Genomic DNA, 18630 nt, shown 5'->3' with positions numbered 1-18630 from the left:
TCTTTGTGCAATGAGACATTTATTATGTGTTTTATCGATATGGCTCATGACCCTTGTTCAAGGGCTGGGGCAGGTTGCACTTAAAACAAATGAGCAGGTTGAGGGATACCGGTCAATTCCGCAAGAGCGGATTTTTGTCCATACAAATTCCTCTCTATTGTTAACGGGCGAATATCTCTATTACAAGGTGTATTGTCTAGAGCGCGAAAGTGGAAGCTTAAGCAAGCTTAGCAAGATGGCCTATGTGGAATTGGTAGGCCCTGGAGGGAATCCCATTTTCAAGCATAAAATCCTACTGGAAAAAGGGATGGGCTATGGCGATTTTTTTGTGCCGACCGATATCCGTTCGGGTGGGTATAAGTTATTGGCCTATACCCACTGGATGCGAAATCAAGATCAAGCCGATTTTCACCAAAACGATATTGCAATAATAAACCCTTATTTGGTCAACCAAGGTCTGTTACAAAAAACAACTTCTTTGGGAGTTGATTCTTTGGTAATGACAGAGAAACTGGACAACCAAAAAGCTTCTTTGATCGAGGCTGTTTCGAAAAAACATGGCCCCGTGGATCTAACGATTAATGGGACGGAATTTAAGAAACGAACAAAGGTGTCCCTTTTGTTTAAAAATAGTGATAATGGTAAGACCATGGACGGGGAGTATTCCATTTCCATTAGAAAAAAAAGCGGTATACCGGCACCAATGCAAACAGGAATTATTGATTTTTTTGAAAAAGATCATCTTTTTAATGTAAAATCCTTGGCCACGATAGGGGACAGCATTTACCTGCCCGAACTACGTGGCGAGCTTTTCTCGGGCAAGGTTATTGCGCTCCAAGGGAATGGAACCATAAGTGGTTTAAAGGTGGCGCTTTGCATTCCTGGGGAAGATTACTTTTTTGATGTAGCTGAAACCGACGAATGGGGAAATTTTCACCTAAACCTAGATCGGTATTATCCCGAAGGGAAGGCAATCCTACAGGTATTATCGGCCAAGCCGGAAGAGTATAAAGTCAAATTAAGGGATTATGAGCCCTTGGATTATTCCAAACTACATTTTAAGGACATAAAGATAGACTCAACGATGCGGAAGGAGATTTTACAGCGGAGCATCCATAATCAAATCGAGAACTCCTACTTCCAGTTTCGACCAGATTCAGTATTGTCTAGTCTATTTAAACAGTTTTCTGACAACAAGGAAAAGGAAGTATACCTACTCGATGACTACACACGTTTTAAAACGTTACGTGAAACCATTGTAGAAATCATAAATGATGTTTCCTCTAAAAGGTTGGATAAAGACAATGAGACCATTCGCATAAAAGGGTTCGATTATGCCCAAGTAACAGATTTACCGCCACTGATTCTTATGGATGGGTGCCTTCTACAAGATAACAATGCGCTTTTGGATTTCGATGCCCGAAATATTGAATCAATAGCGGTATTGAGGCACAAGCTCGTTTTTGGATTAGAAATGTTTCAAGGGGCAATGGTTATAAAAACAAAAACTGGTGATGGCTATGGGCAATTTATCAAGGACTTGGTAATTTTGGACCAGGAGATTTTTGAATCTCAATTGAACAAAAAGTACTTTGTACAACGTTATGATTCCAAAAATCCTACCGACTCCAAATCTCGTCTACCGGATGATAGATTACAATTGCTTTGGGTACCAAGTTTCAATTTAACCGATGAACGGGACCAACTTGATTTTTTCACTTCTGATGTTTCCGGAGAATTTGAAATCCATTTGGAAGGGGTTACCCATGAAAACGAACCGGTTTCCATCCGAAAATCCATTTATGTGGATTAAACCCTACTCTAGACCTCTCGTCCAACCATCGGTCCAATCGGGTTTTGAAGCTCCGTTTCCTGTACCTGAAGCACTATTTTCCTCATAGAATTGTGGATTGGTCCCCATGTAGTTGGTCGGAACAAAATCTGTTGAGGGGTTATCAAATTGAATGGAATCGATTTTTAGATTACCCAGGTCTATCTGATTTGAAGCTGAAACCCCCTCTACATTGATTCCCAACTCCAGGTCCGTTGTGTAAAAATTGGTCAAGACATATTTTCCTCCTGCCTCCGAATAAGTAAGGCCTCCTTCCAAGGCAGGCCCTACAAGGCTAATATTACGAATGGTATCGGTAACTATCGGATTGGGACTTTCTACTTCATTACTGGCAATTTGGATTCCAGCTTTGGAAATACCGGACAGATGCCATGAATCCCCATTCCCGCTCCAGTCGTTGGTGACCGCAATGCCATTTCCTCCAGAATTGGTAACCACTAGTCTTTCAGCATCTGCATTACCCCCGATAAACCGGATTCCGTTTCCTAGATTCTCATAGGTTTGGAGGTTGGTGATGCTTGTAAACGAACCTACGCCATAAAAGGCTATACCATCAAAATTTTGTTCATTTTCCCCAATGGCTCCCGCATATTCAATTCGTAGATAGTTGATTAATCCTGATGAATCCTCTACTTCGGAGCCTCCATAAAAAATATCAATAATATCGGACCTGCCTACTTCACCGGTATCAATTGGAGCTTGACCACAAATGATAACACCTCCCCAATCCCCCGGCATCGGGTTTTCAGCTCCGGAGGTGATGACCGCTGGATTTTCCGGTTGCCCAAACACGAATAATTGACCGCCCTGTGCCACGGCAATGTAGGCACCTACATTGGGATCGGCCTTGATTACTGTTCCAGCTGGTATCGCTAAGGTTCCTTTGTCCCTAATAAGCAATGGGCCTACAAGACGATACTCTATTGAGGGATCTAATTGTAGTACATCGACTAGTTCCCCATTTTGTGATCTCCCCTTAACTTCACCTCCTAAGATACCTATGGAGGAAAGGGGGCAAAATCCAGGGCATATGCCTCCACAATCAACGGTTACCTCATCACCATTGAGGATGCCGTCAAAACACATGAGCATGGCATCATTATCCTCTACAGGGTCATCATCGGAACACGTAACGCTTAGAAAAAAAGATATTCCTACAAGAACACTTTTTAAAAAAAGGCGCTTCATATAAGATTTACTAAGGAACAAGGGCATCGGCTTTTTAGAATTCTACCGATTAAAAGATACCATTTTTCCTATTAAAACACACATCCAATTTCATAGAAATAGTTAAGTCTACGGTGTGAATAGATTAAAAGTGTACGATGCATTATTATTAGCGACGACCAAAAACGTGTTTTCACTAATTCTTAGTATCTCACGAGCATTTAAATTTGTCGGTAACGGCAAGTAATCGACAAAATTGAACGTTTCATTTTTGTTCAAGGTGAGTATTCCTCCTGAATTTGAACTACTTTGACCCAGTTCCGTAGTATAGCCTAAATAATTACCTGTAAAGAGTATTCTGGGGTTGCCCTTTTTATCGGTGTCCACATGGAAATCCTCAATAGTACTCATTTGGGCCTCCTTAGGAAGGGGTACGCCGAGAAAAGTACTATCCGATTGGAAAAATGCCATAGAGCGCATTTCGTATATGGCTTTGCTTTCGAGGATATCCTTTTCCTCCCACCCGGTCAAATCCGTAATGGTATTAATTTTTGAAAATTCCTCATACCCCAAAAAACGCTTTTTTAGGGCGGGGAGCTGCTCCGCCAACCGGTCTTTAGAGGCAAATGGAACGTAGTTTCCAAAGAAATCGTAGAAAATAATGGGATCTGGTTGGGTGTTGTCATCAAAATCGTCGATATATAAGGTTAAGGGGCGCTCTGGAGAGGCTTTGAATTTGCTATTCTGTCCGGCATTGCCGGCTAAAATGTCATTTTTGCCATCACCGTCCAAGTCGGTTACCCATACCGTATTCCACATACCATTGGTCTTATCCAGTCCATAGGCTTTGGTGCTATCCACAAACTTGGAATCCCCTTGGTTAAGAAGAATGGTAATGGGCATCCAATCTCCTACAAGTATCAGATCCAATAAATCGTCATCATTGATATGGGCCCATTGACTATCGGTAATCATACCCATATTGGATTGCGCCACAACACGAAAACTGCCTTTCCCATTGTTTTCCAAGATATAGCTGCTTGGAGATAGACCATATCCCCCTGGAATGGAACGGTTACCGATAAAGAGGTCCACAAAACCATCCCCGTTGAAGTCACCTGAAGATACGCTGCCACCATTGGTCCTGATCAAATCGATTTTGAGCCGATTAAATATGCCTTTTCCATCATTGATATAGATACGGTCCTCAAGATATGGGTCTCCTTCCATCTTTTCATTACCCCCGCTCATGACGTAAAGATCCAAATCCCCATCATTATCCAAATCAAAGCTGGCAGCATCTACATCTTCATATTCAATGTCCTTGATAAACTCACTTTTTCTATCCTTTAGGAAGGTTCCGTTCGTTTGCTGTATAAAAAGTGCAGGGGATTGATATTTTGAAGATCCGACAAAAATATCGTCTCGTCCGTCTCCGTTGAAATCGGCCCTCAGCACGCTAGGTCCTTCGGTGGACAGTTTTTCGGGCATTAAGATTTCACGCTCATAATCCAAGTAGTTGTTTTCGATATGTACGTATGGAAAAGTGGTTACTTCCTTGCCACCCTCATCTTTGAGTCCATTGTTTTCTAAAGGTCTTCCAACAACATTTCTTTCAATAACATGATGTTTGTCAACGGTCAAGCCCATTTCTGTTTGTTCCTTTCCGTCCAACCACTGAACCCTAACAGAATCGATTTTTTCAGTAGGTCCCAATCCAAAATGCACTTTATGCGAAGAAGAAGATTGGAATCCCTTGGTGGTCGTTAGTTCCCTATAGAATTTCTTGTTATTGGTATAGAGGTATAATTTTGAACCAGTGGGGTTTTTGTATGTTTCGTTGCCCCTTAATTCAAATGAAATGAAATTGTTGCTGGCCTCATTAGGGCTTCTGTTCTCTAATACCAAGGCCTTTTGGTTAATATTATTGACCACAATATCCAAATCGCCGTCGTTGTCCAGGTCACCATATGCCGCCCCGTTCGAATAGGAGGGATGTAGCCCGGACGCTTCCGTAAGTCTTTCAAATTCTGAACCTACCCCACCAACAGGTAGTTCTCCCGTGTTACGAAACAGTACATTTGAAATATTTAACGTGGGCATTTGGTCGATTAACTTTTTCTCGATCTCATTCTGCTTCGTTTGGTCATATTTGGCAAAATCCACATTGCTTAGATACCTGATATAGTTCAGGTCATTGGGACGCTTGTAAATACCGTTGGTCACATAAATGTCCTGGAGACCGTCGTTGTCAAAATCCTGGATCAATGGGGACCAACTCCAATCCGTGGCGTAGGTTTCCGTCATCAATGCCACATCGGAGAAAGATTGGTTATCGCGGTTCAACTGTAACGTGTTTCGCGCATATTGGGTGCCAAAGCCAAAATTCTTTTTAATTTGGCTTACTTTATCCGAATCTTCCCCTCCCGATTTCAAGAATACTTCATGATCAAAGGGCATCATGTCCAAGGTAAAAATATCAGGTAGTAGATCATTGTTTATATCGGCAATATCCACGCCCATGGTGAATCGGGCAGTGTGATTTAGGTAAATGTTCCTTGACTCCTTAAAAGTCTTATCTCCTTGGTTGATATAGAGATAATCATCTTCATGAAAGTCATTGCCTACATAGATATCTATGAAACCGTCCTTGTTGACATCCGCTGTGGTAAGGGCCAATCCATACCCCAAGGCACTACTATAGATACCCGATGCCTCTGTGACATCGGTAAATCTTAAAGTGCCCTCATCCAATCTGTTCTCAAAAAAACGATCCCCGGAAAGCGAGTCTTTCTGTTGTCGGATACTTATATTACCATAACTTCTAGGCGTATGGATGGAGTGGTTCATCAGATACATATCCATGTCCCCGTCGTTGTCATAATCAAAGAAGGAAGCTTGGGTGGAAAATCCTGAAAAATTCAGGCGATATTGCGAAGAGGATTCTGTAAATGAACTGTCGCCATTGTTGATATAGAGTAAATTATGGGCTTTGAGCCCTTTGTAATTGCCAACTTTGGAAACATAAATATCCAGAAATCCATCGTTGTTGATATCTTCCATGGTTACTCCTGTGGACCAAGTTGAGTCCAATGCCATTCCAGCTTCTTTGGTGATATCCTTAAACTTCAGATTTCCCAAATTAAGGTACAGCCTATCCGAGGTTTGGTTGGCAGATAGATAAATATCCTCCAGGCCATCGTTGTTTATATCGCCAATGGCGACGCCACCTCCGTTATAATAGTAGAGATATTCAATGATATTAAGGTCGTCTTGATGATACAGATTATTTGAAAAATCGATACCACTGCTATCGGAAGAAACGCTATGAAAGTATATTGCCGCCTTTTTAATCGGGATTTCCTTCCTGGTTTTGGAGCAACCCGTTAAAAGGAGGGAAGCAATGATGAAAACACCTACCGTGTGTCTCATATGTTAAAATTTAAACAATACTAAAGAATCCCTATTTCTCGCCACAATAAGTTGTTGGCCATCTATCACCATATCTCGAATTTCACCTTTTATGTTAAAACCGCTTCCACTTTTACGACTTACAAATATCATGTCTCCTAGATTTTCCAAATAAACCCCATAGGAAGCATCGTATCTGCCTACTTCCGGTTTTACGTTGTATAGGTTTCCTCCCAAAACAATGTCTTGATCTCCATCATTGTCAAAATCATGGGTGGTAATGGCATAGGTAGTCGAAAACTGAGCTTCAACAGGCAGTTCCTGAAGCTTAAAGTTGAAGTCACCTTCGTTTATCAGAATTTGAGAAGAAAAAGTGTTGGCCTCCAGGCGGTACGCTCCCTCCATTTCCTGGGGTGAGAACATGTCCGTAATGGACGCGTTTTTAAAGGACTGGTAGTCCGGGAATTTCTTGTTGAGGGCTTTTATCTGTTCTATTAAATTATGACGCAGTGCGTATGGATAGTCCTTTCCGTCTTGTCTACGAAAGGTAAGAATGGGATCGGTAAAACCATTTCCGTCAAAATCTTTGGAGTACAATGTGACCGGATTTTCCGGACTGGTCTTAAACCGGCTATTGCGGCCATGGTTGCCCAGAATAAAATCAATATCCCCATCATTATCCAAATCTGCGGGGTGAATAGTGTTCCACCATCCCTTTAAATCGGCTAGCTTGTTATTGATTTTCCTTTTAAAATGGCCTTTTTCATTTATCAATAATTCCACGCCCATAAATTCTCCGAGCACAATCAAATCTTCATCACCATCGGCATCCAAATCCTGGAATAAGGCATCGGTGATCATTCCTATTCCCTGCAATTCCTGGACTTGTTGGCCGGTAACATCGGTAAAGTTTCCCTGCCCATCATTTTGAAGTAAAAAGCCCGAACAGGGCAGACCATACTTAAGTGGAATTATGCGCTCACCCACAAAGAGGTCTTGATCTCCGTCACCATCAACATCCGCGGCTCGGACTACGGAAGTACTATGAAAGGACCCCGTAACGGGAAGCTGTTGATCTGATAAGGTATAATTTCCGGCACCATCGTTGAAATAAAGACGATCCGAGAAATCCGCCGAAAATTGGGAATACTCTATTCCGCCACTACATACGTAGAGATCCAAATCCCCGTCATTGTCCGCATCAAAAAACAAGCTACCCATGTCCTCCGAACTGCTGGTCTTGTCAAAATCCTTGGTGTCCTTGGGCATAAGTCCATTGTTGCCTCCGAGGAACAGTGTGGAAGGATTCCCTTTGGAACCGCCGATGAACAGGTCTTTGTGACCATCATTGTTTACATCGGCCATGGAAACCTTTGGCCCTTCCGTACTCCACATATGATTAAGCAAACGGTCCCTATCGAAATCCACAAAACGATTTTCCTTGTGCTCATAGTTGATGTCCAAATCAACTTTTTCGAATACTTTTTTATCAAGTTCGTTCGTTTTTGTTTCCTTTGTTCCGGCCTCTTTTTCATAAAGCGTTAAGGTTTGATCTACCGCAACGCTATCCAATTTCGTAATATTTCCAGAAGGCCAGGTTATGGTGATGGTAACAGGGTCGGCAGTCTTTAATCCAATGTTGGGACGTAGATCCATACTGGATTGGAAACCGCGTACGGGCTGGTTCTCGATTACGATGGAATAGGGCTCGATCTTTATTTTGGAACCTACGGCATTTGTGTTTCCATTTTCTCCTTTTAGATGAAACTTGATGTAATGCGATTCGGCATTGTCCATTGTTGTATTTTGATAAATGAACGATTCCATATTGAGATTGTTCACCACCAAATCCAAGTCACCGTCATTGTCCAGATCCCCATATGCGGCCCCGTTGGAAAAACTTTCCTGCAATAGACCGGATTTTTCAAAAATCTCAAAATTAAGTCCTCCCATATTTTTATAGGCATGGTTTTTAACTTTGTTTGAAGGAATAATCTCTATCAATTTTGCATAATTGATGGTATCATTGCTGATCATGGACTTTAGGATTTCCTCGTTGGAGAGGTATAACAGATAATCTTGATCCGTGAGATCTCGATAAACCCCGTTGGCTATAAACAGGTCTTTAAGGCCATCGTGGTCCATATCAAAAATTAGTGCACCCCAACTCCAATCGGAGGCTTCAACGCCACTTAATCGACCAATCTCACTGAATGAGTTATCCGCATTGTTCAGCTGAAAAGTATTTCGTGTAAACTGATGGTAATACCCACTGTTGAGGTTTAATTGGTATTTGTTCCAATCCTCGAATGTCGTAACGGTCTTAAGACGCTCATAATCCGAAGGCAACATTTCCGTAACGAAAATATCGTTGTACCCATCATTGTTGATATCCGCCATATCCGCTCCCATTGAAGCCACACTTGTGGCGGTAATCCGATCTTCGAGCTGCTCCGAAAAGGTCCCATCTTGATTATTGATATAGAGATAATCCCGCTCGAAAAAATCATTGGACACATAAATGTCCTCCCAACCGTCATTATTTACATCACCTATGGTTACCCCGAGACCAAAGCCTATTACGCTCCCATAAATGCCTGCCTCTTCACTTACATCGATGAATTTTCCATTGACGTTTTCCATTAATTTGTCACCTCCTAAAACATCCCTTTTGTTACGTTGGTTCAATTTCAGATCAAAGCCTCCAATAGCCTTATAGGAGTTGTTCAGGATATATACATCCAGATCTCCATCCTTGTCGTAATCAAAAAATGAGGCATGAGTGGAAAATCCTTTGTCATCCAAATTGTATTCGGCGGCCATTTCCTTGAACGTCGTATCCCCTTGATTTATGAAAAGCTCATTTTGTTTGTTTTCCCCGTTTAGGTCACCGGAATTGCAGACATAGATGTCTAGATAACCGTCCGCATTGATGTCTACCATGGCCACTCCAGTGGACCAAGGTTTTGTTCCCCCAGTAAGGGATTGATCGGTAATATCCTCAAATTTGAAATCGCCTTTGTTGAGATAAAGTCGGTTCTTTTCCTGATTGGCAATGAAGTAAATATCAGATAGACCGTCATTGTTGATATCCCCAATAGCCACACCGCCACCGTTGTAGTAATTTCGATATTTGTATACGTTGAATTCATTGTCATACGCCAAGTTGTTTGAAAAATTAATGCCTGTACTGGATTCGTCCAACAATCGGAAAACTTTTTCTGGCTCGGGTTTATCCTTATTATCGGTCTCCGAGATACAAGAAGTTGCAAAGGACAAGAGCATGGCTACCATGCCCAATTGCCCAATTTTTCCTAATGGGGCAATTTTTTCATTTCTCATCCAAAACATATCTAAGATCATCTATTTTTGCCTTTACTATTCTATTGTCATCCAAAGGTTTAATGGTAATTCGCCGGTTACCATCAACTTTTACAAAGAATTGAAGAGAATCCTTTTTCAATTCAAGGAAATCGTTTCCCGGATACCATTTTTCTAGGGAGTCCTTCACCGCTAAGAGCAGCTTATCGGATTGTACTGCTTCGTTCCATAGCGCCCAGGCCTCATAATAGAACTGAAGTTGTATTCCGGTCATAACAGTTTTTTCCCGATTAAAATCACCATAGAAGAGCATGGTTATATCATTTTCCGCTTCCAAAGATTTCTTTTTGGGCAAAGGGTATTTGACAAATGGAAACAATTCACTGTGGGTTACCTTTTTTTCCCGATTCAAATCCCAGCAGATTTCAAAGAAATCCTTTCGACTTTGTCCCAACCGAAGTCCTAAAAAGAGCGAATCATGAATTACACCGCTAGCCAGTTCCTTTTTTACCAAATCCGAATACTTGTTCTCCGAACAGCTTATGGAAAAAATGAGCCAAAAAACGGTCCAAAATTTAAGGAACCCTTTTAAATTCATAAAACTTGGTTTTTTCATCATTTATCATTGCTGTTAGGATTTTCCGGTCTTCTTCATCCACCCAATTCAAACTTCTAATCTGTCCCTCTATCCTTAAGGGAATCGTTCTGTTATTTATGTCATTTGATTTATGGGGTCCAAAGATAGCCCATCCTGCTGAAGCATCATATCGTCCGAACTGGGGTTTAACTAAATACTGATTCCCTCCAAGGAAGAGATCCACATATCCGTCGGCATCAATATCGGAAGCATTTATAGCATATATGGGCGCGTACTGTGCTTCATGCGGAAGGCTTTTGGCATTAAGTTTTCCGTTATCGTTGAAAAATACCATGCTTTCTACTACTTGAAGGTCTAGGGAGAAGACATTTTTTAATTCTTCCTTTGGGAATATGGAAAAGATATCTGCCTTGGCATAATCCTTATAATACAATAGTTTTTTCTTAAGATCTGGAATTTGGGAGATTAGCTCATCCTTGTCCGCAATGGGATAATATCTACCATCCAAAAATTGACATATAATTTGTTCTTGGAAGCCATTGCCATCAAAGTCATGGACAAACATTTTCATCTGGGGCCTAAAAAAACTGTTTTGTCCTATGTTCCCTGCTATGATATCCAAATCACCATCATTGTCAATATCAATTATCTCCAACGCGGTCCAAAGACCAGAAGAGTCTTCAATTCCAAATGCCTCGGTCTTGTCCACTAATATGCCTTCTTTATTCAAAAAAACCTTTATGGGCATCCATTCTCCAAGTACTACCAAATCTTCCCACCCGTCATTATCCAAATCGCCCCATTGGGCATTGGTTATCATTCCTAAATTTACAAATCCATCTTCTTCTAAAGTCTTGAACGTCCCATCACCATTATTCTCTAGAAGGTGGCCGGTACCGGGTAATCCGTAGAGATTGGTCTTATAACGTTCCCCTACGAAAAGATCAATATCCCCATCCTTATCATAGTCGGAAGCTGCAACAGTAGATGAGCTAAAGGTTTTTGAGAATTGGAGACTGGTCTTGGATTTTGCAAAGGTACCTTGGTCATTCTGGTAATACGCATCGTTAAGGGCTACGGAATAAGGTGAAAAGGCTTTTCCCCCATGACATACGTAAAGATCTAAGTCTCCATCATTATCACCGTCAAAAAACAGGGCATCCGTATCCTCGGATCCAGCATCCTGTACAAAGGGGACATCGGTTTCCTGGTATCCTGTTGGAGAGGAAATGAACAGTCTTCCTGTCTGATTTTTGGCACCTCCCACAAAAAAATCAAGTTTTCCATCCTTATTGACATCCGCCATGGCAAAGGCCGGTCCTTCATTACTGTTCATTTGAGGTAGCAATCGTTCGTTGTTGAAATCCACATAATTGTTTTCCTCATGCTCAAAATCAAAAAGTGGTATGGTTTCCCCTAAGATGGTTGGGGATAATTTTTTAAAAGAACGCACTGGGAGACTCCCGTTGGGACATATAGGCTGCTTAAAGGAGTAGGTTTTATTGGAAGTAAGGTCTGTATATTTGGACACGGTGCCACAGGGCCATTGAATCCAAAGGGAATCCACTTTTTTTGTATTTCCCATTCCAAGATGTACACCATGGGGAACACTACTTTGAAATCCTCTTGAAACATAATTCTCACCCGAAACATAGTTGTTGTTCCCATATTTAATGGTGGCTTTGGCGCCAATGATAGGAAGACGATTGGTAGAATCCATTAGTTTCAAGGTAATGCTTCTGTGCGTGAGGGTATCCGTGGTATTTTCGTATACAAAAGAAGGCATGTTTACATTGTTGATAACTAGATCCAAGTCACCGTCGTTATCCAAATCCCCATATGCACTTCCGTTGCTAAAACTTGGTGTGCCCAAGCCCCATTCATCACTTTTTTTTTGAAATATTAGATTTCCCTGATTGGAATATGCGGCATTTGGAACTGCTTGGGATGGCATGGCATCTATCAAGGAGGTTATTACATTTTTTTCATTCTTTCGAATTCTACTTTTTACGGTTTCCTCATTGGCCTGGTAGGCCAAATAGTCACGGTCCAACAAATCCTTATAAATACCATTGCTTATAAAAATATCCCTCAAACCATTGTTATCCATATCAAATAATAGCGCACCCCAACTCCACTCGGAACCTGATATGCCGGCTAGCCTACCGGTTTCCGCAAACTGCCTGTCCCCAAGATTCTTTTGAAGGGTGTTGCGGGCAAATTGATGGAAATAACCTTGATTCCGAGCCATGGTGTATTTGTCCCAAGATTCAAAAAGGGTCTTGGTCTTCTGCCGTTCTAGATTTTCGGGCAGCATTTCCGTAACGATAAGTTCCGACAAAAGGTCGTTGTCCAAATCAGCAAGGTCGGCTCCCATGGAACCCATGGAGATGGATTGAAAATAGTTTTCCAACTCTTCGGTAAACCCCCCTTGGGTGTTATTAATGTAGAGATAATCCCGTTCAAAAAAATCATTGGATATAAAAATATCCGTCCAGTTGTCCTGATTAAAATCGCCCAGGGTTATCCCCAGGCCAAATCCTATCTTACTGCTGAACACCCCAGCTTCCTGCGTAATTTCAGTAAATAAACCATTGTCATTTCTGAGAAATTTGTTTCCGTTACCACTTTCATCTGGAATGTTGCGTTGATCTTTTACCAAATCGAATGCACCTACTGAACGCAGGGAATTGTTAAGAATATACGCGTCTAGATCCCCATCCTTATCGTAATCAAAAAAAGCGGCGTGTACCGAGAGCCCTTCTATATCCAGACCGTATTCTTTTGCGGATTCCGTAAAGGTTATTTGCCCTGAATCTTTGGAAGGGCCATTGTTGATAAACAGCTCGTTATACCTATTGTTGCCTTGGGGCTTACCCGATTTACAGACATAAAGGTCTAGATAACCGTCTTGGTTAATGTCCACAAAAGAGGCCCCTGTGGACCACACATCCGGACAGGCAACTCCAGCTCGGGCGGTTATATCCTCAAATTGCCAATTACCCCTATTTAAATAGAGCTTGTTATCTACCATGTTCCCGGTAAAATAAATATCCTCCAAACCATCATTGTTAATGTCACCTATGGCCACACCCCCGCCATTGTAAAAATTTCGATAGAGATAGGGGTTAAATTCCTCATCGTAAGTCAATGAATTTTCAAAGGAAATTCCAATGGTTGTATCCTTAAGCACAAATAGCGGAGTCTCTACTCCTAACTTTTGGTCTTCATTCCCACAAGAGATAAATAAAAAAAGGATTCCGAATATGATAAACTGCCTCATCTAATAAACACGCTCTTTAAAGGCTTAAAACTGGAAAAAAATGGTTCTGCAAAGATACGTATCCAAAGGTGTATAAACTATGGATTCCGATAGAAGGTCGGAGTAGGCCTGCCTGCCGGTTTGCATGCCTAGGGTATGCAAGGCAAGTTCTACCCAATTTATTTTACCTATTTGGACTGATGAAAAAAGGTTTTAGCAAAAAGGGTTGCCCATAAAGGACAACCCTTAAACTTATAAATAATCCCAGTTGATATTAATAACCTGGATTCTGTGTCAAATCTGGTGCTGCATTGATTTGGTTTACAGGAATCGGGAACAAATTTCTAAATGCGTCAGCATTGGTTTTTTCCCACCATGAATCCTGGAATTTACCGAATCGAATCAAATCGGTCCTTCTACTGGATTCTTGGAACATTTCCCGACCTCGTTCGGCCAAGAATTCGTCCGCATCAATACTTCCCAAAGTAGAAACTCCTGCTCTTGTTCGTATCGCATTTACATCAGGCAAGGAAAGATTCCAGTCCCCTGCGGCCCTAGCTCTTGCTTCTCCCCGCATAAGGTGGATATCTCCAAGTCTAAGTATAGGATAGTCATTATTCATATCCTGTCTACCCAAAACCTCGAAACTGAACTTCTTCATTCGTGCCCCACCTTGTCGCAAGGCATTGGGTTCCAACTCGTTAACTGCCGGAGTATAATTTACTTGAAGGTCATCATCATCCGCGGCAAAGTCGATCAATGGATTACCTGAGAAATCAGTTTGCGGCCCTACCAAGAAGTTGGCCTCTTTACGCAAATCTCCAGTCTCATAACTGTTATAAAACTCTTCTAGAGTCACGAAGCCATTCCATGGAGCAGCGTCAAGACCATATGTCAATTGACTTGGACCATGAAGTGTCATTTGCGCAAAGTTCATTCCACCCCCTCCTACAGAAGCATACTCTATAGAAAAAATGATTTCCGGATTGCTTTCATTATCGGTTGCAAATATGGCAGCATACCCTTCCAATGTAGCTGGATCGGTTTCCACATCCGGCCGCCTAGCCCGGTTAGGAGCTGTACATCCTGCGGCACATAACTGGTACGGACCATTATCAATTACATAGGTGGCCGCCCAATCCGCTTCTTCATACCGGGGGGTTCCCGTATATACTTCGGCATTCAAATACAGTTTGGCCAAAAGCCCAAGAGCTGAAAATTGGTTGATTCGATAAGGATTTACATCTGTAGTCAATGCACTTGCGGAAAGGTCTATACTTGCGGTTACCGCTGAAATACCCAAGGCAGCCAACAATTCACTTTCTACAAAGTTAAAAACGTCTATACGATCGGACTGGGGGGCATCCCCACCTGCAGTGGTAATGAGTTTTACACGCCCGTAAAGATCTAGCAGTCTGTAATAAAAATAGGCCCGAAGTGCTCTGATTTGCGCAGTACCATTGGCATCCAAAGTGCCACCATCCAAGGCAATGTTACATTCCCCGATACCTCCATAGGCATCATTCCATCCTTCGTTGATACGGTCATTGGCTGCATTCCAGGTATGACGGTGTAAGTCAATCCAAATGCCACCATCAAACCAGTCACCTCCTTTTTGGGGTACCGCCATATCATCTCCAGGCACACCTTGCAAAGCGAAATGCCCAGAATTCCCAGCACCACCTGCACGCAATCTTGCAAAGGCCGATAAGAGGGGTCCTCCATCTCCGCCGCCACCGCCGGTGTCTATTCCATCCACAGAAAATTCCTCCGTGAGCGTATCCTCCAATTCGTCATCGAGATCCGTACAGGAGAAGGCAATGAATACCGTACTGATCAGTGTTAATTTAAAGATTCGTTTCATAGTATTTTTTTTAAAAGTTAACATTCAATCCAAGAGTTATGGTCGTTGAGGTAAAATACGCTTCCCGTCGCTCTATCCCTGCAATTAATGGATTAGCCTGTATTTCATCAATCTGATCATCAGCATCATCCCCTCGAAGCTCACCGGCTGGTAAACCACCATCCTGTAAGGAAGGTTCGGGATCTACCCCGCTATAGCCCGTGATGGTGAAAAGATTTTGCGCTGCCAAGGATAATCGCAACCCTTTTATATAGCTACCTTCTTTTAAGTCAAAGTTATAGCCTATAGACATATTATCCAAACGGAGGAAATCCGCTTTCTCCACATAATAGTCACTAAATTGGGCGGTTCTAATATCATCCCGTTGCAATTTGGTGTTTACAAAGTTATAAGAGGCCTGAGAACCGATAATGGGTTCATAAAAGGCACGGAAACTGTTGACCAAGCTATGACCTACCACTGCCCTAAAGAAGACATTGGCATCCCAGTTTCCGAAGGTTACTTGGTTGGTCCAACCGATTTCAAAATCAGGAATACCTGTACCTAGTACACGGAAATCGGCATTGTCATCCAAGGCACTACCCTGACCAGTGACCAGTTCCCCGTCTCCGTTGATATCCAGTAAGATAGGTGTACCATTGGCGTCTACTTCTCCGGAGAAGACGGGACCCCAAATTTGTCCAACTTCCTCACCTTCCCGTATTAGAACCACATTGGTATTATTTTGACCTGGAGCTCCTAGATTACCATCTACTTGGTCACCTTGTGGATTCTCTTCCAAAGTATTCTTGTTATGGGTTAAGATTACCCCTGTATTATAAGTCAATTTATCGTTTCGAATCACATCATAATTGGCAGATAGCTCAAACCCGGTAACCCCTAGTTGACCCGAATTTTGCCAGCGGCGATCAAACCCGTTGTTCTCGGCAGCATCCACATTGGCAAAAGTCACGAAATCTCTAATATCACGGATAAAGTAATCCGCAGTGGCCCCAAAACGGTCCATGGCAAATTCTACTCCAAAGTTGAACTCCGATTTCTCCTCCCATTTCAAATCGGGATTGGCGGCTCGCCCATTGTCTTGGGTACTGGCAGCGCCACTTTGTCCATCAACCCCATTCTGTACGTTGAATATCTGTTGGTCCAAACCAACCGCTGGTGGGATGGCTCCTGTGAGTCCCCAACCTGCACGTACTTTTAACAGGTTTACATTGGGCAATTCCAAGTACTTGTTCAAATCGGCACCCATACCCACGGCTGGGAAAATACCCCAACGGTTCTCGGAACCAAAACGGCTGGATCCCTCACGGCTAATGGAAGCGTCGAAGTAAATCGCATCGTCAAAGGTAATGTTCGCCCGGCCAAAAAACCGGATGATACGGTCCCCATCCTCGCGACCACTATCTGCTTCAATACGTCCACCTTCCAATAGGTCTTGGGCCGCGTTGATGTTGTTGCTCCAATCAAAGTCGACTCCTGGAGGGAAATCCCCGATTTGGAAGTAGCTGTAGTTGAAATCGTTTTCCTGGAAGGAATATCCGGCAGTGACTGTAAAATTAAATTTATCCGCAAAACTATTGGTATAGGCTGCGTAGCCTTCCAAAAGCCTAAATCTACGCTCCGAGTTTCCAAAGTCTGCACGTCCCCTTCTCGTAGGGCTTAGCGCACTACCTCTCCAATATCCAGTAGTTGGATAGTATATGTTGGCATCCTCTTTAATGTTCTGGGCCGCATAGTTGAGATTCACGGTTAGGTTGTCGGTAACCCTATAATTTAGGTTTACCCCATAGTTTAAAGTAGTAGCGAAACGGTCATTCCTATTTAATTCTGCTATCGCAACAGGGTTAAAACTATCAAACAAACCTAAAGTTTCAAAATACCCTCCAAACTGTGCTGAATTGAAGGGAAAGGGCGCATCTTCCCCAAAAACAGGTGCGGTCGGGTTGTAACTGGTGGCATATCGCAAGGCCTCGTTAAACCCGATTTGGGAATCCCGCTGTGTAAACGCCGCATTAACATCGATTTTCAGTTTGTCGTCAAACAAAAGTCCAGTAAAATTGGTACGGAAGTTGAACTGTTGGAATCCAGAATTGATTAGGATATTATCAGTGTCCCGGATGTTACCCGCCACACGGTAATTAAATCCTTCACCTCCACCGGAAGCTGATATATTATGAACTTGAGCAATTCCCGTTTGGGTAACTTCATCCCTCCAATCGGTATCACTGCCCAAATCATTACCACCTACGGCCAAAAACTCACCACGATCCATAATCTCGATTTGATTGGCTATGGTAGAGACTCCAAGCTGACCATTATAGGAAACCCGCAAGGGTTGCCCTGCCTTTCCCCTTTTGGTAGTGACCACGATTACCCCGGCAGAACCTCGGGAACCATATATAGCCGCAGCAGAACCATCCTTTAAGACGGTAATGTTCTCAATATCCGCGGGATCCACACTACTCAAGGAGCCTCCCAAGATACCGTCAATGACGACCAAAGGCTGTTGGTTACCCCCAACAGTGGAGATACCCCTTAACCGAATAACGGGTTCTTGGTTAGGATTTCCACCCCGGTTTACCACACTTAAGCCGGCAACCTTACCTTGTAATAACTGGGTCGGTTCTTGAACGACCCCCTGGTTAAAGTCTTCGGTACTAACACTGACCACCGAAGAGGTAATCTCCTTTTTTGCCTGGCTACCATAACCTACGATGACCACCTCATCCAACGCCTGCGCGTCCTCTTGTAGCACCACGTCAATGGTAGCTTGCCCGGCAACGGGAATTTCTTGGTTGCTGTAGCCTATATAGCTAAAGACCAAAATTGCATCATCGTCCAATCCGTCTATGGTATAATTACCGTCAAAATCGGTCTGTGTACCGTTGGTCGTTCCCTTTACCACAACACTGGCCCCTGGCAGGGGTCCTAGGGCATCGGAAACCGTTCCGGATACTTCCTGCGCCTGGGATAAACCGAAACACAAAAGTGCCCCAGCCATCACTAGGCTTCTTAGTAGCGTAATCTTCATAAAAAGCTAATTTTAAGTTGAGTTAATTTATAATCGAAAGTTAAAAATATGTAAAATAGTTGTTAATATCCTATCACAACGAAATCCAGACCAACGAAAACGGTTTCGTGTTAATAACTTTTTC

8 protein-coding genes are annotated in these 18630 nt (G+C 42.6%); 1 reads left to right on the top strand and 7 read right to left on the bottom strand.

What is annotated here, in order from left to right; genetic code table 11:
- The first annotated feature begins 10 nt into the window (after positions 1-10).
- Positions 11-1813 (top strand): hypothetical protein, encoded by a 1803-nt coding sequence (locus Q0993_RS02975; protein ID WP_299529618.1) that lies wholly within the window; start codon positions 11-13, stop codon positions 1811-1813.
- 3 nt (positions 1814-1816) lie between these two features.
- Here Q0993_RS02975 and Q0993_RS02970 read toward each other — a convergent pair whose 3' ends face one another.
- From Q0993_RS02970 to Q0993_RS02940, 7 genes are all read right to left on the bottom strand, one after another.
- Positions 1817-3040 carry a hypothetical protein gene (locus Q0993_RS02970; RefSeq protein WP_299529616.1) on the bottom strand — a complete coding sequence of 408 codons (1224 nt, stop codon included), beginning with the start codon at positions 3038-3040 and terminating at the stop codon, positions 1817-1819.
- Between the two features lie 108 nt (positions 3041-3148).
- On the bottom strand, positions 3149-6451 hold the full coding sequence (locus tag Q0993_RS02965) for an FG-GAP-like repeat-containing protein (protein ID WP_299529614.1): 3303 nt from the start codon (positions 6449-6451) through the stop codon (positions 3149-3151).
- A gap of 3 nt (positions 6452-6454) precedes the next feature.
- Entirely contained in the window at positions 6455-9772 is a 3318-nt protein-coding gene (locus tag Q0993_RS02960) for a VCBS repeat-containing protein (protein ID WP_299529612.1), read from the bottom strand.
- Positions 9762-10349 (bottom strand): hypothetical protein, encoded by a 588-nt coding sequence (locus Q0993_RS02955; protein ID WP_299529610.1) that lies wholly within the window; start codon positions 10347-10349, stop codon positions 9762-9764. Before Q0993_RS02955 ends, Q0993_RS02960 begins: the two co-directional genes overlap by 11 nt.
- Positions 10327-13632: a VCBS repeat-containing protein gene (locus Q0993_RS02950; protein ID WP_299529608.1), complete on the bottom strand. Its 3306-nt coding sequence runs from the start codon at positions 13630-13632 to the stop codon at positions 10327-10329. Before Q0993_RS02950 ends, Q0993_RS02955 begins: the two co-directional genes overlap by 23 nt.
- 253 nt (positions 13633-13885) lie before the next feature.
- Entirely contained in the window at positions 13886-15475 is a 1590-nt protein-coding gene (locus Q0993_RS02945) for a RagB/SusD family nutrient uptake outer membrane protein (protein WP_299529606.1), read from the bottom strand.
- 10 nt (positions 15476-15485) lie between these two features.
- Positions 15486-18506, bottom strand: a complete 3021-nt coding sequence (locus Q0993_RS02940) for a SusC/RagA family TonB-linked outer membrane protein (protein ID WP_299529604.1) — start codon at positions 18504-18506, stop codon at positions 15486-15488.
- Positions 18507-18630 lie beyond the last annotated feature (124 nt).

Origin of the sequence: Ulvibacterium sp., assembly GCF_028285715.1 — a bacterium.
GTDB lineage: Bacteria > Bacteroidota > Bacteroidia > Flavobacteriales > Flavobacteriaceae > Ulvibacterium.
The sequence above is the reverse complement of the archived record's forward strand: the minus strand, read 5'-3'. Positions and strand labels throughout refer to the sequence as shown.